The organism is Reichenbachiella faecimaris, assembly GCF_900176375.1.
GTDB lineage: Bacteria > Bacteroidota > Bacteroidia > Cytophagales > Cyclobacteriaceae > Reichenbachiella > Reichenbachiella faecimaris.
Window position 1 is genome coordinate 607,660 of record NZ_FWYF01000001.1, and the last position, 22,795, is coordinate 630,454.

Consider the following 22,795-nt stretch of genomic DNA (forward strand, 5'->3'; position numbering starts at 1 on the left):
AATATTAAATACGTGGTGATAAAAATTTTTCAAATTAAGTGACTAATGGAGCATTCTCAAAATAAATCACAAGCTGATTTTCCATAATCTTTTTAATCAGGTCATTATTTTCTGAGATCAATTAATATTGCTGGTTCGAAGCTCTTGGAATAAATTATATGAGGCGATTGCACCAGTTATTTCTCTTTTTTTTCGTACTGATGGTCATCATTGGTGGTAGTTTCTCCATTTTTAAAATCAATATTGGTGAAAATCTGGATGAAACCATTCCAGGCGCTACGGGTGAACAAGGCCTTAGTGCATTAATCACTCAAAATAAAAAAAGCATTGCCTTTGCTATTTCTGGGGATGCCTCCTGGCTTCCTGAACAGTACGAATCCTTGGCTGATGAACTGATTTTGCAAATAGACAGTCTGACGAGACGATCTATTGCTAACTGGAGTTATCGTAGCGATATTGATTCAGATGATTTTGCCGAATACTTTTACCACCATTTGCCTCTCTATCTTGACTCACTTGATTACGTAAATATAGACCACGAGCTTACTGCCGAAAACATTCAGAAAAAATTGGCGGACAACAAACGTATGTTGCTCTCTCCAGAGGGATTTGGTATCAAAAAGTGGTTGATTGCTGATCCACTGCACCTATTACCTATAGCCCTAAACAAAGCCAAATCGACTGGGCATGGTTCGACAACTTTAAATAGTCAAGGCCTATTTTTGTCCAAAACTGGCGATCAAATTTTCTTATATGGTGAGCTCACACATGACATTTCAGACAGCAAACAAAACCATCTATTAGCAGAACAACTAGCAGCTATCCAATCTGAATGGCAAGAAAGCCATCCTTATAATCCTCTGTCCTATTTCGGTACATTTTTAATAGCTGATGCCAATGCAACCCAAATCAAAAAGGACATTGCTGTAACCGTCACCATTGCAGTTATTTTTATCATAGCCTTGTTACTTTATTATTATCGTTCACCTGTCATACTTCTACTATTTCTACTCCCAGGCGCCTTTGGTGTACTGTTTGCATTGGGTACCATTTATTTGATCCAAAACCAATTGTCGGGATTAGCTATGGGTGCCAGTGCAGTGATCTTTGGGATAGTAGCTGATTATAGCTTTCATTTTTTTGCACAATTCAAACACACTCGGCATGCAGTGCATACCAGGAATCAAATTCTATTTCCACTCTCGACCAGTGCTGTAACCACCATAATGGCTTTCCTGTCCTTGTTATTTGCGCAATCGCAAGCCTTGCATGACTTCGGACTACTGACCTCACTCAGTCTGGCTGGCACCTTGTTTTTTGTATTGATGATTTTGCCCTATTTGCTAAAACCATTTCAAGCCAAGTTCAATTTTGATCGAACCAATAGGCTAGACCAATGGATGGAAAAAATAGATATCCAAGATCAACATGTGGCCAAACCCATGCTTTGGACTATTATCATGGCCACTATACTGTTTGCCTATTTTGCTTCAGACGTTGAATTTGAAGATGATTTAAACAAATTGAACTTCTACCCTGAGTCACTCAAAAAAGATGAGCGTGCCCTCCAAAATATAGACCCTGATCTTGAGAAAAGACTGACAATCGTAGCCAACCATGCAGATCTAAAGGAAGCCATTCAAACTAATTTTCTATTAGACAATAAACTAAAATCGGATGAACTGGCATCTGCTATACATTCGCAAGCTTCATTGGCACTATTCCTAATCCCAGAGTCTGAACAGCAAAAACGAATCACAAGATGGAATAATTTCTGGAACAGTCGAAAGAAAAAGACGATACTCACCCTGCAGGAAGCTGCTGCTGCTACAGGATTTAACGCCCAGGCATTTAGTTCTTTTATTGAGCTTTTGAATTCAGCTCATGAACCTACCTCATTCAATGAGTTGGTCAGTGAAAGTGAAACCCTACAGAAACTCTTTATACAAAATGAAAACAGCTCGACTCTAATCACTAGTGTTGTTTGCAATGTTGAGCAAGTGGGCTTAATCAAATCTGAGCTTAATCAACTTTCACATGTGACTGTACTGGATGAATCAGGCATAGTATCAAGACTCATTGAGGCTGTTCGGGCGGATTTCAATTATCTTCTGCTATTTGCCAGCATGGCTGTGTTTATAGCCATGCTCATTGTATATGGAAGTCTCGAACTCACGCTCATCTCCTTTTTGCCTATGGTGATCAGTTGGGTATGGATCTTGGGATTATCTGCCTTATTAGAGATTAAGTTCAATTTCATCAATATCATCATTGCGACCTTCATCTTTGGTTTGGGTGACGACTTCAGCATTTTCATTACGGATGGTTTACGCGAAAAATACAAATCAGGCCAGAAGGTTTTGTCCCATTATAAAACAGGCATTATTCTCTCCGCCATATCTACTATTGTGGGTACAGGTGTACTGATCTTTGCCAGGCATCCTGCACTGAGGTCCATTGCAGCATTGAGTGTACTTGGCATTGTGATTATAGCGTTTGTGGCTTTCTTTGTCCAACCCATATTCTTCAGGTTTTTTATTACTGCAAGAGTACAAAAAGGCAAACCACCAATGACTCTGTTGGGCCTATTGATAGGCGGATTGAATTTCATTTGTTTTGCTATGGGCTGCTTGCTTAGTATTTTATTATGCTATGGCGTTCGCCTAATTCCATTCATCTCTGCTGAAATAAAGAAATATTGGGTTCATATAGTCATCCAGCGAATTTGTCAGATACAAATGGCCCTCATTGTCACAGTAAAAAGAAGAGACTTTGGCTTTGAAAATCTTGACTTTGACAAACCATCCATTCTTATTGCCAATCATACCACTTTTAAAGATATTCTGACCTTGCTAAGACTGCACCCTAAGCTGGTACTCATGGTCAATGAATGGGTTTATCATTCGCCACTGTTTGGTAAAATCATTCGTTACGCAGATTTTTTACCTGCTTTTGAAGGCATGGAAAAGAACCTGGATCAGGTGAGGGCATTGACTAAAAAGGGATACTCTGTAGGTATCTTTCCTGAAGGCACTAGATCAGTAGAAGGGAAAATTGGTCGCTTTCATAAAGGGGCTTTTTACTTGGCTAAAGAATTGCAACTAGATATCACGCCAGTCTTACTTCACGGATTGGGCTATGCCCTACCCAAAAATGACTTCTACTTGAAAAATGGTTTCGTAGATGTAACTGTGCTCCCAAGAATTGCATGGAATGACCCAAGTGTAGGCCCAGACTATCGCACGATGGCTAAGGCCGTTTCAAAAGCATTCAAAAAGGCACATAAGGATAGGCTCATGAAACCAGACATGGCTGGACATGCCTATGATCCACTGCTTGGAAGTTTCCGCTACAAAGATCCAGTCACAGAATGGTATTTTAGAATCAAATGGAAATTTGAAAAAGAGAACTATGAACAATACAATCAATTGATTGGCACTGGAGCCAAAAAAGTCTATGATCTTGGCTGTGGCATGGGCTATCTGAGTCATTTTTTATTATTACGAGAATCTGAGAGAACCATTGTGGGCGTTGATTTTGATGAAGAGAAAATCGCTCTCGCTCAACACAGCTACCTCACCAACAACAAAATCACCTTCGAGGCTGAGGATGTAAGTCTATACAAACCCACCAGTGCAGATGCCATTATTTTAGCTGATGTATTGCATTATTTATCAGAAGAGCAACAGGTGAATGTGCTCAATCAGTGTTTAGCTGGACTCAATGAAAATGGCATCCTGCTCATTAGAGATGGGCTAGCTGACGTAAGTGAAAAACACGCCTGGACAGAAAAATCGGAAAAATGGTCTACAAAAATCATCAAGTTCAATAAGACAAGTGGTGACCTGCACTTTTTTAGTCAAACATTTTTGGAAGATTGGGCTAGTCAGAATGGACGGAGCATTACGTTAATCTCCCAATCTGAGCAATCTTCGAATGCCTTGTTTTTAGTTCAATGATGAGTTGTGTGGCTAGCATACAAAGCATTAGGGAAATTGATTTTCCAATTTGATGACCTTGGCTAAGGTCTTAATCAGTTTTTCCTTTTTAACTACAAAAGGGTTTGTAGTATCCCAAACATAACCTGCCAATACAGAAGTCAATTGTTTTTTAATATCCATTCGGATATTGGAATGAAAAAATACCTCGTGCAAGTCACCACTGTACCAGGTATTTACAAAAGCTCCAAACACTTCTCCTGCACCCTTCATGTATTCTGCATACTCTTTTGACCAGTCTACCGTTTCACCAGACAGTTGTCTATCCACCAGCTTGGCAGCAAGTAAACCAGATGATGTAGCCATGGCCACACCTGACGAAAATACAGGGTCGATAAAACCAGCAGTATTTCCCACCATGACAAATCTATCTCCAAACAACTGTTCGGCCTGGCAAGTATAATCTTCTACTCCCCTTACTGGAAACAGATAATCAAGTCCTTCAAACCTAGATTTGAAATTGTCCGACTGCTGAAGCAGCTTTGCAAACTGCACATCCCTGTCCTCATCTTCTTCAAACCATCTGGCATCCCCTACAAATCCCAATGATGTCTTACCATTAGAAAAAGGGATCACCCAAAACCAAAGGTCGTCAGCCAATACATCAAAAGTGATTCTTTTGGATCGCGAAAACTGACTTTGACGCACATCCTTCACTTGTGTAAACAATGACCTGCGACCTGATTGAGCAGACACCTTCTTGATGGAAAGTATGGAAGAAAGCACACCAGCATTGCCACTGGAGTCTATCACAAAATCATATTTGTCATTTACCTCCTCTTTGCCATTTCTAAAACTTGCCGCTACGCCATCCTTCTGAAAGTCGATTTTCTCAATTGTGGATTCATAATGTATTTCAACTCCTTTTTGCTCTGTGGTTTGTGCAATCAAGTGATCAAAATCGTCTCGTGGCACCTGCCAGGTCCAAGTCCAGCCTTTGGTGAAATATTCTGAGAATGAAATGTCTATTTCCTCCGTGGCACCCCTGGTAAAAAGTGCTCCAGACTTCACCTCAAAGCCAGCAGCTTCCAAGGCAGGCAACAATCCGACCTCTTCAAAATGCTCCATGCTCACAGGCAACAGGCTTTCGCCGATGGTAAATCTGGGGAATTTTGACTTCTCGACAATGGTGACTTCATATCCTTGGTTTGCCAAATGGCAAGCCGCTACACATCCAGCAGGGCCGGCTCCAATTATTAGGATTTTTTTCATTCAGGCTTATACTATAATTACTTCAACCATTTTTTAACATCGTACTTCATATTCTTCAGTGAATTGTAAAAAGTACTCGCCCAATAGTTTCTAAAGCCAAACCCACCTGGCCCGATGATATACCTTTTGGTCAATAATAACTCACCGCTATCAATGTCAAAAATGACGAAAAAGTATGATGCCTCCAGATTGCGCTTGGAATAATATTCTGCAAAAAGCATGGCACCTAGCCCCTTGTGTTTACTAAAATCATAGTCGATTAACAACGCAGACACTTGATCATTCACTAAAGTTGCCGTTTCATCATATACAATGCTGTCAGGATTGACTTGAGTATTTTTGGCTTTCACTAAGCTCAAATCAAATTTGACATCATCCTTCATCATATATTTTGCAACGTCATATTTGTTCTTTTCTGTAAAGACGAAATCATTCCAAGCATTGAAATATACTTCAACAATTTTTTTCTTATCGGTGAATCCTTCTTCACCTACCATTCTGCATTGAGTGTAATCTATTCCAAACCACGTCAGGTCTGTAGTTTCATATTTCTCTTTGGGAAATTGAGCAAAGGCAACAGAAATTAGAAGTAGTGAACAGGCGGTTAAAAAGATTTTTTTCATTTGATTGGCAGTAGATTGAATTTTAAAATTCGAAAATACGCCAAACCATTATAGATAGTCGATTATTTCTTTCATTTTCGCACTTTCCACTTTCAGAAATTGAAACCAAAGATTACCATACCGCTCACCTTGCTCCTAATTTTTCTGATTACGCTCGTTTGGTTCTATCAGCGTGTGGTATATACTGTCCCTACCCTGAACCCAAACAGTTCTATAGGTGAAACTCGCATACAGGTAGATTCCAATTATTACCGTTTGGGCAACAGCTGGCTCAGAAAAAATGCCACGGGCAATTGGGAAAGCTATATAGAAGGTAATGCTGAAGAAAGAGGGCAAATTATAGGAAAACTTCATCAGGAATTGATTGTAGGTCAGGAAGAAGCTTTTGTGGGAGAACTGAAAAATCAGATTCCCAACAGTTTTTATCGTAGATTATTAACGATCGGCATTGCCTGGTTCAATAGAGATCTGGATCAATACATTCCAATAGAATATCGAACCGAGATAACTGGTATTTCACAATATTTTTCTGATATGTATGATTTCATTGGCCCAAAATACAATCGACTCATCAACTATCACGCAGCACATGACATAGGGCATGCCGTGCAAAATATGCGATTGGTAGGTTGTACAGCCTTAGGCGTATGGTCAACTGACAGCACTAACATGCTTGTTGGGCGGAATTTTGATTTTTATGTGGGTGACGCTTTCGCTAAGGAAAAAATAGTGCTGCTCGTCAACCCAGATGAAGGCTACAAATATTTGTCAGTGACTTGGGGAGGGTTTTGTGGCGTAGTCTCTGGAATGAATGAAAAAGGCTTGGGCATTACGCTAAACTCTTTGAAATCTGAGATTCCAGATCAAGTAGGCACGCCCGTATCTATTATCGCTCGTGATATGCTACAGTATGCAAGTACCATAGAAGAAGCAGCTGCTATCGCCAGTAAATACACCTCCTTCGTTTCAGAGTCATTTACCATTTCTTCTGCTTTAGATAGCAAAATGGCGATCATAGAAAAGACGCCCACACAAACCGACATCTTTTGGCCGTCTGACACTGTGCTGATTGCAGCCAACCACTGTCAAAGCACTAAACTGAAAGACTCCCCTATTAATCTGACTCATATAGCCAATTCAGAATCAGTAAACAGATTCGAACGTACCAAGCAACTAATAACTGAATCCGAAATTTCGAATGTTCAACATATAGCTGATATACTTCGCAATCAAAAAGGCCTCAACGACCAAGATATTGGCCTCTCAAATCCTGAGCTAATCAATCAACTGATTGCCCACCATGCAGTCATATTTAAAAATTATGACAGGCAAGTTTGGGTATCCAGCTACCCCTATCAGATCAACTCCTTTCAAGCTTATGACCTGGATGATTTTGATCTGTGGAGGTCTCCAGAGTTGGTATTGCCAATAGCCATAGACTCACTACTCATTGAAGCAGATCCATTCTATGGGTCAACAGATTACGAACGATTCCAAAAGTTTAAAAGCTTAAAGGAAAACATAATTCAATCGGCAAAAGAGGAAACACCAATCAACCCCAAAACCATTCAATCATTTATTCAGACCAATCCTGAATATTATGAGACTTACAGACTAGTAGGCAACTATTACGCGAAACTAAAAAATCGCTCGGCCGCCATTGAACATTACAAAATAGCGTTGACCAAAGACATTGCTTATAAGGAAGATTCCATTTTTATCGTCAATCAAATCAAAACTTTACAGCCATGAACATATATGGGATAGGTACTGATTTGGTGGACATAAAACGCTTTGATAAAAAGCTAGCTAATCCTCAGTTTGTCGATTTGATCTTCACAATCAAAGAGATAGATTATTGTCTTTCCAGAAAAAATAGTGCTGAAAGTTTTGCTGCTCGGTTTGCAGCTAAAGAGGCTTATATGAAAGCCTTAGGTTCGGGCTGGACCAAAGAGGCCAATTTCAAAGAAATTGAAATTATAAAGGATAACCAAGGCAAACCATTCATCCAATTGCACGGAGAATCAAAAGTTCACTTTGAAAAATCACATCTCAAAGAGATATTTGTATCATTGAGTCACACCACTGCGTCCGCTTCGGCGTTTGTCATTATTACGAAATAGAAAGTGTCAGAAAACAACCCTCAAGATTTTGAATCTAAAGATGTAATTCATCAACTTCAGCAGGTTGAATGGCAGAAGCATATTAAGTACATTGCTGACAACTCTTCGTTTTATCAGGAGCTTTTAGCTCAAAACAAAATTGACTCTAAATCGCTATGGGTCATGGAATCACTACCAAAAATTCCATTCACGACCAAAGCCGATCTGGAAGCCAAAAACGAGCAATTCAGATGCGTGGATCAGAAGCAGATTGTTGAATACGTGACCACATCAGGGACTTTGGGTGAACCCATCACCCTGGCATTGACCAAACAGGATTTGGAAAGGTTAGCTCACAACGAAGCACAATCGCTAAGTCTTTGCGGCATCACTGAGGACGACACCATTTTGATTACTACTACACTGGACAAGCGCTTCATGGCTGGTATGGCCTACTATATGGGTGCTACCAAAATTGGCGCAGCAGTCATCAGATCAGGTATTGGTGATTTGCATTTTCAGCTAGACAATATCAAAAGATATCAGCCTACCACACTAATAGCAGTTCCTTCCTTTGCACTAAAGTTAGGGCAGTTTCTTCAGGATCAGGGTATAGACCCCAGCCAAACGGGAATCAAAAAAATCATCTGTATTGGGGAAGCTATTCGTAGCAGTGGCTTAGAAGCCAATACGCTACATCAGAAAATTCAGACCACCTGGCAATGCCCCTTGTTTTCCACGTATGCATCTACTGAAATGGCTACTGCCTTCACAGAATGTAAATATGGACAAGGTGGACATCTACTGCCCGAACTGATGATACTGGAAATTGTGGACGAACATGGGGAAAAGGTTGCTGATGGTGAATTGGGAGAAGTTGTTGCCACGCCACTAGGAGTAGAAGGCATGCCTCTCCTGAGATATAAAACTGGCGATATGGCAAGACTTCATACCGCTCCTTGCGCCTGTGGAAGGATCACGCCAAGGCTCGGGCCAATTGAAGGCCGTAAGGGACAACTCATTAAACTGAAAGGCACCTCGATCTATCCTCAGCAAATTGAAAGCGCCCTGCACGACGCTAACTATCAGAACCCCTATGTGATCGAAGCCACTACGCTATCCATAGGCACAGATCATTTGGTCATTTCTGTGACTGACGATACAAACCTGGAAGCATTGAGTCAAATTCTAACTGAAAAACTGAGAGTAAAACCAGAGTTGTATGGCGCGGATGTATCTACCATTCTGGCAAAAATCAGAGCACACAACAGCCGAAAACCCGTACGATTTATAGACTTGAGACAGGGGTGATTTAGAATTATGGCAAAGCTAAAGGAGAAATATGATGTAGTAATAATTGGATCTGGCATGGGCGGGTTGGCAACTGGGCTGATCCTGGCTAAAGAAGGATACAAGGTCTGTATTCTGGAAAAGGGTGCTCAAATTGGAGGTACACTACAAACGTTCAAAAGAGATGGAGCAAAATTTGACACGGGCGTACACTATGTAGGCGGACTTGATGAAGGGCAGCCACTTTATCCCTACTTTAAGTATTTCGGGATTTTTCAAGATGTCCAACTCAAAAAAATGAACGCAGATGGCTATGACCTCATTTCATTTGATGGAGATAGCAACTTCTACCCGCATGCCCAGGGCTATGACAATTTCAAGCAACAACTGCTCAAATTCTTTCCAGATGAAGAAGAGGGCTTGGATCAATACATTGCCGGCATTCAGGTACTTTGCGAGAAATTTTCACTTTATGATCTTCAGGCCAACAGGCCACCACAAGAGGAACTCCCCTTCTTATATCAAGGAGCTAAAGAATTTATTGATGGATGTGTAAAGAATGAAAAACTTCGTCAGGTACTCGCTGGTTCTAATTTACTTTATGCAGGCTCAGGGGATAAAACACCATTTTATATTCATGCCCTAATTATCAACTCATTTATTCTCAGCTCTTATAAGTTTCAAAATGGTGGTAGCGAAATTAGTCGCTCATTGAATTATTCTCTTCGAGATCTAGGCAGCCATATAGAAAGAAATGCAGAGGTAAGTAGCATCAATCATCTGGACACGGCTATTGAAAGTGTAACCTTGGCAGATGGAAGAAATATAAAAGGTGACATTTTCATTTCGAACATTCACCCTACCCAAACCATCAAATTACTGGATCAATCAGTCATTAGAAAATCATACGTCAGTCGTTTGATGAATCTCTCCAACACAGTATCTGTTTTTACTTTATACCTGGTACTCAAGCCTAAATCTCTGAGATACTTCAATCATAACCATTATCACTTTCATCAGCCTGATGTATGGCATTTGCCAGAGTACCAACCCGAAAATTGGGGAAAGGATTTTGCGGTATTTACCCTTCCAGCCAAAGATGATCCTGCATACTCAGGTATCGTAACTGTGATGGCTTACATGAATTTTGAGGAGATTAAACAATGGGAAAACTCCTTTAATTCAACCCTCAAAGCACATGATCGAGGAAGTGGTTATGAGGACTTCAAAGAAGCCAAAGCCCAAGTATTGCTTAGCAGTGCTGAGAAAGTGTTGCCTGGGCTGAGGCAGAAAGTGCAGTCCTATTACACCTCTACCCCACTGACCCAAAGAGATTATCTCAATTCAGTGGATGGTGCCATTTATGGCGTCTTGCACGACTACAATGCACCACTCAAATCACAAGTAAGTACCAGAACCAAGTTCAAGAATTTGTTCATGACTGGCCAAAACATAATCCTACATGGCATACTCGGCACATCTATCAGTGCTGTAGCTACTTGTAGTAATATCCTGGGGCGAGATTATCTAGTCAATAAGATCAGAAACAAGGTGATAAAGGGCTAGGCTATTCCACTCTTTCAATTTCTCAAAAATCGTTACCTTTAAGGAAGCAGCCCTATATGTCGATGTCTGACCTTGTTGAGCCCCCCAAGTTTATTAGACTCCCTGTGATCTAGATCACAAAAGAAGCAATCCAAAGCATTATGAAATGTTGAGTGAAAAATTAATTGTTATAAGCTATGGGAATCAAATGTACAATTCTTTTGAGTCTGTTAATCGTAATCCAGTTGGGTCTGACACCTCTACAGTCAAAAGCAGACATTGTCATCATTGCCAACAGTGTCCCTAAATACACACCCAAAGAAGATACTGTTTTTCTTGCGGGTACTTTCAACAATTGGACAGCTGAAGACCCCCAGTACATGATGAATAGACAAGAAGATGGCTCATATATTTATATATTCAAAGAAAATATAAAAGCCTTCAACTACAAGTTTACCAGAGGTGGGTGGCACGCTGTAGAAGGCAATTCGAACGGAGATCACATAGATAATCGCCTCTTTGTATTTAATGAAAGTGGCGAGAACATTGTCGTGAACAATATTCAATCTTGGGTGGATCTGGCCATCATAGCAAAGCCTCAAATATCCATATTATTAGAAGTCCCAGAAAACACACCTCACGATGCCTCCCTATACTTAACAGGGAGTTTTAATGAGTGGGATCCCAAAGACGATCGATACCAATTCAAAAAAATATTTACCCAAACCTATTTATTAAACCTTGAGCCTGGTCTGGATACTTTTCAGTGCAAAATCACACGTGGAGATTGGAAGTCAGTAGAAGGCCGGCCCAATGGCAAGGCATGCCAAAACAGAAAAATAGAAGTTGGTGGTCATGACGACAAGGAAGTAAAAATGAAGGTAGAGTCTTGGGAAGATTTATCATATCCACTCAATTTGTATTCGCTGATCATGCTTTTTGCCGTATTCCAAGGCATTCTTCTTGTCATTACGCTATTCAGCATTCAAAACAACAACAGACAGGCCAATCTATACTTATCTACGCTTATTGTGCTGGTGTCTATTTCATTATTCACGAAAGTGGCTGCTTACGATCGTTCTATTTTTCAATCCTTCCCTAAAATTTTACTGATTCCCGAATTCATTTTCTTTTTATATGGCCCATTGTTTTTTCGCTATATCCAAAAACTCACCACATTCGAAAAAAAGAATGTCACCAAATTTTGGCTCTCATTTATTCCTTTTTTAATCTTCATCTTGGCCAATATCCCATATTTCGGAATGGAACACCAGACTTTTATTGATAGAGAGGTGGACAGTGATTTTGATTTCTTCTTTTCTTTAGTGGGCGCTGCAGGGTTGATTTACAATCTTTGGTATTGGGTACTTATCAAAAACCTCATTCGCTACATTGGCAAGCGCCTGGACGACAATCATTCGTTCGAGCAAAACATCACCTACCTGCGTACAGTGTTGCTGCTATTATCCCTTTGTCTTGGTCTTTGGGGCATGGTTTATTTATTTGGAATTTACGACTACTTGTTCCAGTTCGAATTGACCTGGATCGTGGAGTTACTTACGGACACCGTTTGGATAATATTTGCCTCCATCAATTTCATATTGGGCTACTTTGCGATTAACCAACCTGAAATTTTCAAAATTGGTGAAGTGGAAAAATATAAAGACTCCAACCTCAGTCATTCTGCCATAGACGAACTGAAAGCATCCCTCATCGACACCATGCAAACGGACAAAGCCTATCTCAACTCTCAACTGACGTTAGCAGAGCTTTCTAAAATGATTCATACGAATACGCACACACTTTCTAGGGTAATCAATGAAGGATTCAATAAAAATTTCTTTGATTTTGTAAATGAGTATCGAGTCAATCATTTTATAGAAGAGGTAAAGAAATCAGAAAACTCAGATCAATCCTTTCTGGCTGTTGCCTATGCTGCTGGATTCAATTCTAAAACCTCTTTCAATCGAGCATTCAAAAAAATAAAAGGAGCCACACCAAGAGGATATCTCCAGGACTATTCTTAACCTTCTAAAAAGTTATTGGCAACAAACAGACCTATCTATAACCATTAAACTACTCAAAATCAATCAATTACAAGATTCACTTTGTAAAGTGACACTTTAATGATTTGGCACATTTCTACTATTCTTAAAGTGGTTCGAATTCCATTCCTGTTCTGGCTAATCTTATAAGCATTACAAAAACTAAAACTTTAAAAATATGTTTAAAACGTTTACTTCAAAACGCTTTCATTCGCTGCTTATCCTTTGGTGGTGCGTGACAAGTACACTCTTCGCCCAGCAGGCGAATGATTCCAGAATATTATTACAGGGCTTTTATTGGGAAGCACACGACACCAAGGCTGAAGGATGGTACAATCATGTCTCTGGGCGTGCTGCCGAAATCTCGGCCGCAGGTATAGACATGATCTGGCTGCCACCACCAAGTGATGCCGGATCGGACGAAGGATATTTGCCTCGTGAATTGAGCAATCTAAGTAATGGCTATGGTTCTTCATCAGAACATCTGGCTATGTTATCCAATCTCAACAACCAGGGCATAGAACCTATTGCAGATATAGTGATCAACCATCGCGTAGGGTCTACCAACTGGGTCGATTTTACAAACCCTACCTGGGGCACATGGTCCATTACTAATAACGATGAAGTATGGAATCAGCCCGAATACCAAGGTTTAGAGCGAGGCAATGCTGATACAGGCAATGGCTATGATGCTGCCCGTGATATAGATCATACCAATCAGGGCGTAAGAGATGGTATCAAGTCATGGCTCGAACAATTAAAATCCGCTGGCTATAAGGGCTGGAGATATGACTTAGTCCATGGCTTCTCTGCCTCCTACATCAATGAATATAACACAGCTTCAGGTGCCAGTTTCTCTGTAGGTGAGGATTGGAATGACAAGCAGCACATTCAGGATTGGATCAATGGTACAGGCACCACCTCCACGGGGTTTGATTTCCCAACGTACTACGCACTAAAGGCAGCCATCAAAGACAATAACTACAGCTATTTGGCATTCAATGAGGGAGGCGACCTACAAGCCTCTGGTTTGATCGGTTGGTCTCCTGGTCAATCTACCACATTCATTGAAAATCATGATACGCCCCGTTACGACCCCGACAACAATGTGCTCAGTGCAAGCAATGTAGGACATGCTTATGCCTATTTGCTTACCCATCCTGGTATCCCTACCATATATTGGCCTCATTACTTCGACTGGGGCGCAAAAGGTGAAATTGACGCTTTGATAGCCGTGAGAAAAAATAATGGCATCACTTCTACCAGTTCACTTCAGATCATACAAGCCACAAGTACGGTATATGCGGCACTAATTGGTGGCAAAGTGGCCATGAAAATAGGAAGTGGCAACTGGAGCCCGTCCGAAGCTGGGTGGTCAGATGCTTCTGACTATGTCCTCCAGGCGTCTGGCAATAATTATGCAGTATGGGCAAAAGGAGGCACTGGAAACCAGGCACCTACTGTGACGGTAACACCTCAAGGCCCACATACGTCAGCTACTCCTTTTCAAGTAAATATCAGTGCCACGGATGATAGTGGCATCACACCTACGATTTATTACACTACAGATGGCTCTGAGCCTTCGACTACGAACGGACAATCAAGCACTTCTGGAAATGTGAGCTATAACACTACCACTACCCATACGCTCAAGGTGATGGCTATAGACAATGAATAAATAATTCTTGAAACAGCCTTTTTTTAAAGTATAAAACCAAAACTAATGGCTTGCAATTCGGGGCCCTTGTCAGTTGCAAATACCTCGTTCAGATCATAGTTGAAAAACAAATCCATACCTCTAAATCCTACTTGTGCTTTCACTCCATATCGGAAATTATTCAAGTAATAGTTGCCTTTGTCTTTGTCCTTTTTATTTTCCCCGTTTTCAGAATATTTGATTTTGGTCCAGCTGTCTATTCTATAACCTGCGTACATACCTACTCCCATTCTAAAGCCTCTATTTCGATATTTACTCCAGTTCCAGCTGCGGTTTCGTCCTCTGGAATCGAACTCCAGCATGGGCATTAAGCTGGCATTCACATAGGTAGCTGCCAGTTTGCTCTTCTTTCCGTTGATCGTTGGGTCTTCTACAAACGTAGTCCCAGCGTCCGTTTTGGAAATTCTGACAGATGAATTTTCCATCTTCCAGTTGTACCAAGACATATTACCTCCCCACTTTAACTTCAGTGGGCCAGCAATTCTAGTATGATAGGCACCTCCAACGGCTACGTACCAAGAACCCCAGGGTTTGACTGCATAGGCTGCATTATTGTTGTCTGGAAAAGAGCCATTTTCTAACCAATTGTTCATCCCAAGTTCCATTTCGAAAGTGCCGTAAGTACCACTTCCTCTTCTTCCAGTGCGATTTTTATTGACTATGACATAATCATTGTCATCATAGTCATCAATTCGGCTACCATAATCCCTTCTGTCGTACCGCCTCTCATACTGATCCCTATCAGAATCTCCATATCGATCATCACCATAATAGCTCAAGGGTTTTGTAGATTCATCTAAATCCTTGCGGTATTTATCAGACTCTTCCACAATACTTACTTCTTCTGTATCAGTAGATATTGAGTCTAAATTGGCATTGAGCTCACCAATCATGGCATTGATATCGTAATCTCCCAAGTCTTTTAGGTCTTGCTGTGTTTCTGCATAAATGACCATTTTGCTCCGTTCTCCAAATTCTATTACCACCGTGTCTTCCTTTACAAGGTCGCTCGCATGTGCGCCAATAGCAATAGCACATGAGAGCGTGATGAGTCCTATTCGTTTCATTGTATTATTTATTTAAGTTTTTGACGTTCTTTTTTGAGTTTCTTTGAAATAAATTGTCTTTGGCATCTCTGATATCCGCCCATAGATCTCCTGGTTTGATTTCACGGGTTTGTTCCCACAATTCCTTTATTTTATTATTCCCTGTACTATCTACTTTTTGCTGAGCTACCATCTCTTCCTGCTTGGGCAATGGTTTGTTTCCTCTTTTGTAAGTGATCTTTATGGATTTAAACCTCTTCTTTTCAGGTGTGGCTTCGATATCAGGTATTACCGTTTCAACTTGCGCTAATTGCTGCGCTTCGACTTCTTCTGATTCAACAACCTCAACCTTTTCTTTACTAATTACAGATCTTGTAGCTTCAATAGCTTTAGGTGCTTTCTCATTTTTTGTCTGAATTACCTCTGACCCAACCGCTGACTTATTTCCCTTGTCCTCGATTACTCTGATTTCAGGAATTATCACATTACGATCCTGCAATCCCTCTAATGGAGGTTTTATGACGGCCACTTGGTTAGTCAGTGACTTATCTCCATCCCAAAAGAACATGACCAAGCCAGATACAATCAACAAGAGCACAGCAGCAGCTACTCTCCAAAACCCAAACATTGGAACTTTTGCCTGTTCATCCAGCATAGATTCTAGCCTCTCCCAGCCACCTGCATTAGGAGTAGTGGGTGCATTTTTCAGCTTCTCCCGAAATAACTTATCAGTCTCTCTAGCTTCCATTGTTTCTTTTTTTAATTTCCTTTTCGCTTGCCGCTAGTTTCCGTTGCAGCAAGCTTCTTGCTCTACTCAGTTGCGACTTGGAGGTATTTATTGAAATCTCCAGTTGTTCAGCAATTTCCTTGTGTGTGTACCCCTCAATCGCATATAGGTTAAAAATAGTTTGGTATCCTTGTGGCAATTCCTGAATCATCTGCATCAGATCCTCGGCTTCTAGGCTCTGATCTGCTGTTTCGAAATCAACAGCAGGATTGATTTCATCCAAATCCACTTCTTTATAGAGCTGCTGATTATTTCTGATCCATTCCAAGCAGGTTGTCACCATGATCCGTCTGATCCAGCCCTGAAAACTTCCTTCGCTTTTGTACTGTTCTATCTTACCAAACACTTTCACAAATCCACTGAGCATCATTTCTTGAGCCATGTCCGCATCACTGATATACCGTCTACACACGGTAAGCATGACTGGAGACTGCTGCTCATATAGTAGCTTTTGTGCACGCCTGTCCTGGCGTTTACACTGACGGATCAGTTCAGATTCGGAGTTTGTTTGACCTATTTTGAAACCCATTGGTTGTGAATTCATGGACTAGATGCAGATTGGTTGGCTAAGGTTGCATCAAGAACATAAATTTATTGAATTATTCAGCAGGCATTCTTTAATCAAGGATTTACATTAACTAAATATGAAAAATCTACTCCTTTCTATTTTCACTTTTGTGGTCATAAGTCATAGCCAAGTGCAAGAAAAAAATAAGAAGCGGTTTCAATTTATCAATAGTGTTCTATCTGAACTACTAGATCAAATCACCATTGAAACAGGTGAAACTATGGACAGTGTGGCGATCAGAAACTTATTTCATCCATCTGCACAGCTCGCTATGGTAAGTAACAATCCATCAAATTTAGAATCCGTCTCCCTAAATGAATTCCTTGTTCTACTGAAGGATCCATATTACGTACGAGCAAGGTTATACAGAAAAGGAATTTCACCAAGTGTCGGATCAATACAATGGTATAGCACAGGTATTTCAGAGTTTTTATGGGAAGGATGCTGAAGGCTCAGAAGAAAGGGTAATCACCAGTTACTTACTCGATTTCTATGATGAGAGATGGTGGATTGTTAGCGTCTTGTGGACGTTGGAGTCAGAAGGAGAAGTAATTCCTAAGAAATATGGAGGAAGTAATTCGAATTAATCAATCTACTTAGCAGTCTTTTTAGCGTTGAAAACAATTAATTATCTGTTTTAGAAATGGTAATTAATTCTAAAATATTCATATATTCATTAGATAAAACCACGTATATGAAAACCTCCTTACTGCTGGCTTATTTGACGTTTACATTGAATGTTTTCGCACAAGAATCAAACACGATTGGCTCGATATTTCCAGACATGGAAGCTGAAGACCTTTCTGACAACACTTATATGCTTCCTGATGATGTAAAAGGAAAATATTCGATCATTGGCCTTGCTTATAATAAAAAATCAGCAGATAAAATACCAGAATGGATCGTCCCAGTCTATCAGAAGTTTATCGCTGAGCCTCAAGGGTTACAAATTGGCTATGATGTCAATGTCCATTTTGTTTACATGTTCAGTGGTATGACGATAGCTCTAAAAGATGTAGCCAAAGCCAAAATGGCTAGCGAAATGGATGAAGTACTGAAACCTCATACTCTATTTGAAACAGGTAACTTGAAAAGCTACCAAAAAATTTTGGACATGATGGATAGAAAAGACACACCTTACTTCTTTATTTTAGACCCAGAAGGGAAAATTCTGTGGGCGACTCGTGGCACTTGTAAAGAGTCAAAAATCAACAAGTTGGCTTCTTACATAGACGAAGGAATGTAGATTGAAATCAAACCAGATAAGTCTCAACAAGAAGCTTTCGACCAACACGTCTTATAATTAGACGAATGAGTTCTTTTTGCCTCTAAGAGGTGGCAGGGTTAATACTCGTTCTCACGTTTTATTTTAAACAAATAAACACGTGATATGAATAGTTCTATTTATCGATTGATCCCACTTGCGTTAGTAATCATTTTTTCCTCTTGCTACTCTACTGACCCAGAAGAATTGGAAGTCTCCCCAGATGTTTCCTTTGAAATGGTCATAGCTACCTTTGGGGCAAACATTGACCCAGACCATCTGCCCAGCTATACAAATCAAAACATTCCCAATTACATTGATGAAGACAACACCTCAGGTAATGAAATCACTGACGAGGGTGCCTTACTAGGCCGTGTTTTGTTTTATGACAATAAGTTATCTTCCAACAATACCATTTCCTGTGCCAGCTGTCACCAACAGGCATTTGCCTTTGGAGATCAGGCAGTAGCCTCTGCTGGAGTAAACGGGTCAACTGGTAGACACTCCATGCGCCTCATCAATGCGAGATTTGCCGAAGAAGATAATTTCTTCTGGGATGAAAGAGCCAATAGTCTGGAAGAGCAAACTACCATGCCCATTCAAGATCATTTGGAAATGGGCTTTAGTGGAGAAAATGGTGATCCTGACCTCGACAGTCTCATTAGCAAATTGGGTCAGGAAGGATATTATGAGGAATTGTTCACATTCGCCTTTGGTGATGCTAAAATTACTGAATCACGCATGCAAAATGCGCTAGCACAGTTTATTAGAAGCATTGTTTCTTTTGATTCTAAATATGATGATGGCAGGGCCACTGCAGGCAATAATAATGGTAATTTTTCCAATTTCACAGATCTGGAAAATGAAGGCAAAAGGCTTTTCATGCAAAGGGCAGATTTGAATAATCAAGGTGTACGAGTGGGTGGTGGATTCGATTGCAATACTTGTCATAGAGCGCCAGAATTTGACATTGACCCTGATTCTAGAAACAACGGCATGATTACAGCCATAGATGGCAGTACAGACACTGACGTTACCAGATCACCATCACTGAGAGACCTTTTTGGGGCTGATGGCGCTGCCAATGGGCCATTTATGCACAATGGTTTTTCCTCTGATTTCAGTGATGTATTGGATCACTATGAAAGTGTAGCTATGGGCAACAATACAGACAACAGGTTGTTTGGTGGTGATGGCAGACGTGGTGGTGGAGGTAACAACACGGTAAGAAACCTGGCCATTACAGATCAAGAGAAAGAGGCTGTCCTGGCCTTTATGAAAACCTTGACAGGAAGCAATGTCTATACAGATGAAAAATGGTCTGATCCTTTTGAGTAAAAAGGAAATAAAAAACAGTATAAAAAATACAGATTGGTAGTATCCAAGAAACTGTGTAAGTGAGGTATAGGTGTTCCATACAGTCTGGTAGCTTATTTGACCTTTGAGACACTTCTTTAATAACAACAAAGTCCCGACTCTTGCGAATCGGGACAGACTATAAACTTGAAATGTAATTTTCTTATCGGCCAGATTTACGTACCGTACTCAGCTCATCTTCGTTGATCACATTTACATCCGCATCCCCTTTGTAGCGGACAGTACTTAAGCCATTGGCATCTACAGTGAGTCTTTTGCTCGCATTGATTTTAGCATTAGAAGCACCAGAAGCAGATACTTCTGCCGTTTTCGTTTGGTGCTCATAGGCTTTCAAAGTTGAAGCGCCAGATACATCTACTTCCAAGTAATCTGACAGTCCTTCGAGCTCCAAAGAGCTAGCACCATTCAAATAGATTTTTAATTCTTTTGCGTCTAAATTCATTTCAGCAGAAGAGGCTCCTCCCAGATCAATATCCAGGTCATCCACTTCGAAATCCTTGATTTCAAAATAAGACAACCCTTTGCTGTTGATTCTTTCAAGCCCAGGCATTGTGATAAAAACATCCAATCTCAAATCATCGTCCAGGTCTTTGAGCAAATCCCATTTCCTGCCAGTCATGTCTATTTCCAATACATTGCCATACTTTTTAATCAGCACATCTCGTTTGTATCTCTCTCTGCCCTTTACTTCTATGCTATACTCATCACCTTGGGTCAGGTATACATTGTAAATGCCTCCCACTTCTAATTCATCAAAATCTTGAATATCGAAAGTCATGGGTTCGCCTTCATAAGACTTACTTTTGTATTTCACCTTATCTTTGGCTTTTGGTCTTGCATTACTACGATCACCTCTATCCAATAATCCACGTGAATTGTGCCTTTCACTACAGGTCAAACAATCCAATCCTGCCTCAGTGAAAACCCATTCATTACTGGAAGTGATCTGCCAGCTTCTGTAGCCGTTTCTATTGAAGGTATGCTCGATGATATCTACCATATCCTCGTCCATCACAAATTTTCTATTGTATGGAATATAGAGGGTCATGTCCAATTGTTGGGCTCTAAACTTAGACCTGGCCTTGAACGAATAGTCAGAATCAAATATCAATTCATTGCCCTTTTGGCGTATGTCATAAGAAATCATTTGCGCATTTTCCTCAGCCTGCTGACGTGAGCGTCCATGGGCTTCGTACCTCATATCCAATCGCACGACAGAATCTTTGTGTCCTCGCAATTTCAAACTAGTTGCATCTATTCCGCTAAAATCAACGTAATCTAAGGTCAGCAAAATGGGTTCATCAGATTTCAAATCAAAGGTTCTCGTCTCGCGATAAGTCCCTTCATTTCTAAACTCTCCTACTACACTTGGTATGGCTATAGATAAGCTAATCAAGCAAAGTACCCATACTCCAAATATCGACCACCCGAGTGGTGCACGAAGCACCATGTTTTTTGTCATGATAGAAATACCCAATAGACACAAGACTAAAAACGGAATGAAAGCTGTGAGAAATACAGCCAAAAAGGTGAATCCAGATACACTTTCAGCTACAATTCCAACAGGTAAAAATGTGCCACTGATCCAGTCACCAAACCCGGTAAACAATCCCAGCAAAATACCAGCCGTCACAAAGAGACTCACCATACCAGAAACGCCAACCATGGTGACCACAATGCCTGCAAAAATTCTAATCACATTTATCAAGACCTTAGAAAAGGGCCCCAACAAACCCGCCAGCGCAGTAAATAGTGCGGCAATCAATCGAAATGGGAATAGCAGTACTTTGGCCAATGAACTTTCTTCACCCTCTTCGTGCCTGAGGCTTTTCTTCACATTATGTTCAATATTAGAAAGCGTCACAGGTTCACCCTGCATTTGCATTTTATCAGTCAGGGACTTAGCCACTGGTGTTATCATCCATAGAATGATGTAGATTATGAGACCTGTCCCGCCAAGAAAAATAGACAATACAAATAGCAATCGAATCAAGGTAACATCTGCAGCAAAATACGCCGCGATTCCACTAGACACTCCACCAAGCACCTGATTGTCTGGATCACGGAACATCTTTTTGACTTCCTCATCATCACCCAGTGTATTAGATCCTGGGATTACAATCCACAAGATGATATAAGCAATGAGTACGGAGCCGCTCAAGAAGCTGACAAATATGTTGAGAAAAAGCAACACAGCTATCAAACGAATCCAGAGGGGGTCGATACTGAAATAATATGCAATACCCGCTGCCACACCTCCAATAACCTTTCGCTTCTCATCGCGATGCAATTTTTGTTTGCCCGGATCAGCTGCATCATGTGTGCGCTGTTCTTCCTTCTTCTTTTCTTTCTTTTGCTCTGGAGTAGGTTCTTCCTTGGCCACAGCAGGTTCATCATCTTCTAAGGCTTCAAAATCCGCAACAGTTCCCATGGTATCGATCAGCCCCTTTACATCATCATGATTGATGATTTGTTTGCCGTCGTCTAGCTTAGATAAGAAAATCTCTGCCACCCTACTTTCAATGTCCGCAATGATCTCAGCGCTATCTTCATAATTAGAAAAATAGTTATTGATGGTTTCCAAATACGCTTTCAGCTGAGCATATCCATCTTCTTCTATATGAAAAATAATACCGCTTATATTGATACTAATATTTTTCTTCATTGTCTTTTAATTTATGCTTGATCCAATAGAATGGCCTCCCATTGGTGAGTTTCTGTTTATAGTTTTGTTGATTGTCATGATTTTGTTGCCTTGGTTTTTGATACTTTTTTGGCACTTATCTTTTTGGTAGACGACATGAGCTCTTTCCAGGTATCATCCAATTTACCCAAAAACTCGCTACCCTCATCTGTGATGGTATAATACTTCCTTGGCGGCCCCGATTTGGACTCCACCCATTTGTAATCTACCAATCCAGCCTTTCTCAACCGTGTGAGCAAGGGATATAGCGTCCCTTCTACCACCATGATTTTTGCTGATGTGAGTTCTTCGAGCATATCAGAAGCATACACCTCTCCTCTTGAAATGATTTGCAAAATGCAAAACTCAAGAATGCCCTTTCTCATCTGTACTTGTGTGTTTTCTATCTTCATATCCAATCGTCTTGGGCTTTGCTCAATTCAATAGACTCCCAACTAACTGGAAGACCAATGCGAACAAGAGAAAAATTAAAATAATCATAGTCTTGAATTTTAGTGCGTTTAGTTTGAGCCATTTT

The 22,795-nt window shown here is 40.5% G+C and carries 17 protein-coding genes; 10 read left to right on the top strand and 7 right to left on the bottom strand.

Translation table 11 applies throughout. From position 1 onward, the window contains the following. Positions 1–158 precede the first annotated feature (158 nt). Positions 159–3,959, top strand: a complete 3,801-nt coding sequence (locus B9A58_RS02620; RefSeq protein ID WP_084370868.1) for a trifunctional MMPL family transporter/lysophospholipid acyltransferase/class I SAM-dependent methyltransferase — start codon at positions 159–161, stop codon at positions 3,957–3,959. Positions 3,960–3,986: 27 nt separating this feature from the next. On the opposite strand, the gene B9A58_RS02625 is transcribed toward B9A58_RS02620, so the two are convergent. Both B9A58_RS02625 and B9A58_RS02630 read right to left on the bottom strand, forming a co-directional pair. Continuing rightward, a complete protein-coding gene (locus B9A58_RS02625; protein ID WP_084370869.1) occupies positions 3,987–5,210 on the bottom strand; it encodes an NAD(P)/FAD-dependent oxidoreductase in 1,224 nt (407 codons plus the stop codon). A gap of 17 nt (positions 5,211–5,227) precedes the next feature. Further along, a complete protein-coding gene (locus tag B9A58_RS02630; protein WP_084370870.1) occupies positions 5,228–5,833 on the bottom strand; it encodes a hypothetical protein in 606 nt (201 codons plus the stop codon). A 99-nt stretch (positions 5,834–5,932) separates the two neighbouring features. On the opposite strand from B9A58_RS02630, the gene B9A58_RS02635 reads away from it, so the two are divergent. The 6 genes from B9A58_RS02635 (at position 5,933) to B9A58_RS02660 (ending at position 14,493) form a co-directional block, all read left to right on the top strand. Further along, positions 5,933–7,585, top strand: coding sequence for a C45 family autoproteolytic acyltransferase/hydrolase (locus tag B9A58_RS02635; protein ID WP_084370871.1), 1,653 nt, complete (start codon positions 5,933–5,935; stop codon positions 7,583–7,585). Next, positions 7,582–7,956 carry a holo-ACP synthase gene (gene acpS, locus B9A58_RS02640; RefSeq protein WP_084370872.1) on the top strand — a complete coding sequence of 125 codons (375 nt, stop codon included), beginning with the start codon at positions 7,582–7,584 and terminating at the stop codon, positions 7,954–7,956. The genes B9A58_RS02635 and acpS overlap by 4 nt, the downstream gene beginning before the upstream one ends. A 3-nt stretch (positions 7,957–7,959) precedes the next feature. Beyond that, a complete protein-coding gene (locus tag B9A58_RS02645; protein ID WP_084370873.1) occupies positions 7,960–9,246 on the top strand; it encodes a flexirubin biosynthesis putative acyl-CoA ligase FlxY in 1,287 nt (428 codons plus the stop codon). Between the two features lie 9 nt (positions 9,247–9,255). Then, positions 9,256–10,791 (top strand): phytoene desaturase family protein, encoded by a 1,536-nt coding sequence (locus tag B9A58_RS02650; RefSeq protein WP_084370874.1) that lies wholly within the window; start codon positions 9,256–9,258, stop codon positions 10,789–10,791. A 200-nt stretch (positions 10,792–10,991) separates the two neighbouring features. Beyond that, the gene (locus B9A58_RS02655) at positions 10,992–12,797 is read left to right on the top strand and encodes a helix-turn-helix domain-containing protein (protein ID WP_176214656.1); all 1,806 of its coding nucleotides are present in this window, start codon (positions 10,992–10,994) and stop codon (positions 12,795–12,797) included. A gap of 196 nt (positions 12,798–12,993) precedes the next feature. After that, the gene (locus B9A58_RS02660) at positions 12,994–14,493 is read left to right on the top strand and encodes an alpha-amylase C-terminal beta-sheet domain-containing protein (protein WP_084370876.1); all 1,500 of its coding nucleotides are present in this window, start codon (positions 12,994–12,996) and stop codon (positions 14,491–14,493) included. A 23-nt stretch (positions 14,494–14,516) separates the two neighbouring features. Here the strand turns inward: B9A58_RS02660 and B9A58_RS02665 are convergent, their stop codons facing one another. Genes B9A58_RS02665 through B9A58_RS02675 form a run of 3 tightly spaced genes read right to left on the bottom strand, consistent with a single transcriptional unit; the run spans position 14,517 to position 16,909 of the window. Continuing rightward, positions 14,517–15,599 carry a hypothetical protein gene (locus tag B9A58_RS02665; protein WP_084370877.1) on the bottom strand — a complete coding sequence of 361 codons (1,083 nt, stop codon included), beginning with the start codon at positions 15,597–15,599 and terminating at the stop codon, positions 14,517–14,519. Positions 15,600–15,603: 4 nt separating this feature from the next. Continuing rightward, positions 15,604–16,326 carry a hypothetical protein gene (locus B9A58_RS02670; RefSeq protein WP_084370878.1) on the bottom strand — a complete coding sequence of 241 codons (723 nt, stop codon included), beginning with the start codon at positions 16,324–16,326 and terminating at the stop codon, positions 15,604–15,606. Continuing rightward, positions 16,316–16,909, bottom strand: coding sequence for an RNA polymerase sigma factor (locus B9A58_RS02675; RefSeq protein ID WP_245826972.1), 594 nt, complete (start codon positions 16,907–16,909; stop codon positions 16,316–16,318). The genes B9A58_RS02670 and B9A58_RS02675 overlap by 11 nt, the downstream gene beginning before the upstream one ends. A 100-nt stretch (positions 16,910–17,009) precedes the next feature. On the opposite strand from B9A58_RS02675, the gene B9A58_RS02680 reads away from it, so the two are divergent. The 3 genes from B9A58_RS02680 (at position 17,010) to B9A58_RS02690 (ending at position 19,535) form a co-directional block, all read left to right on the top strand. Beyond that, entirely contained in the window at positions 17,010–17,381 is a 372-nt protein-coding gene (locus B9A58_RS02680; RefSeq protein ID WP_221407803.1) for a hypothetical protein, read from the top strand. Positions 17,382–17,627: 246 nt separating this feature from the next. Further along, complete coding sequence (locus tag B9A58_RS02685) at positions 17,628–18,179, top strand: hypothetical protein (RefSeq protein WP_176214657.1); 552 nt, start codon at positions 17,628–17,630, stop codon at positions 18,177–18,179. Positions 18,180–18,323: 144 nt separating this feature from the next. Further along, positions 18,324–19,535 (top strand): cytochrome-c peroxidase, encoded by a 1,212-nt coding sequence (locus B9A58_RS02690; RefSeq protein ID WP_084370880.1) that lies wholly within the window; start codon positions 18,324–18,326, stop codon positions 19,533–19,535. 181 nt (positions 19,536–19,716) lie between these two features. Here the strand turns inward: B9A58_RS02690 and B9A58_RS02695 are convergent, their stop codons facing one another. After that, complete coding sequence (locus B9A58_RS02695) at positions 19,717–22,239, bottom strand: PspC domain-containing protein (RefSeq protein WP_084370881.1); 2,523 nt, start codon at positions 22,237–22,239, stop codon at positions 19,717–19,719. Positions 22,240–22,313: 74 nt separating this feature from the next. Continuing rightward, positions 22,314–22,670 (bottom strand): PadR family transcriptional regulator, encoded by a 357-nt coding sequence (locus B9A58_RS02700; protein ID WP_084370882.1) that lies wholly within the window; start codon positions 22,668–22,670, stop codon positions 22,314–22,316. Positions 22,671–22,795: the final 125 nt, after the last annotated feature.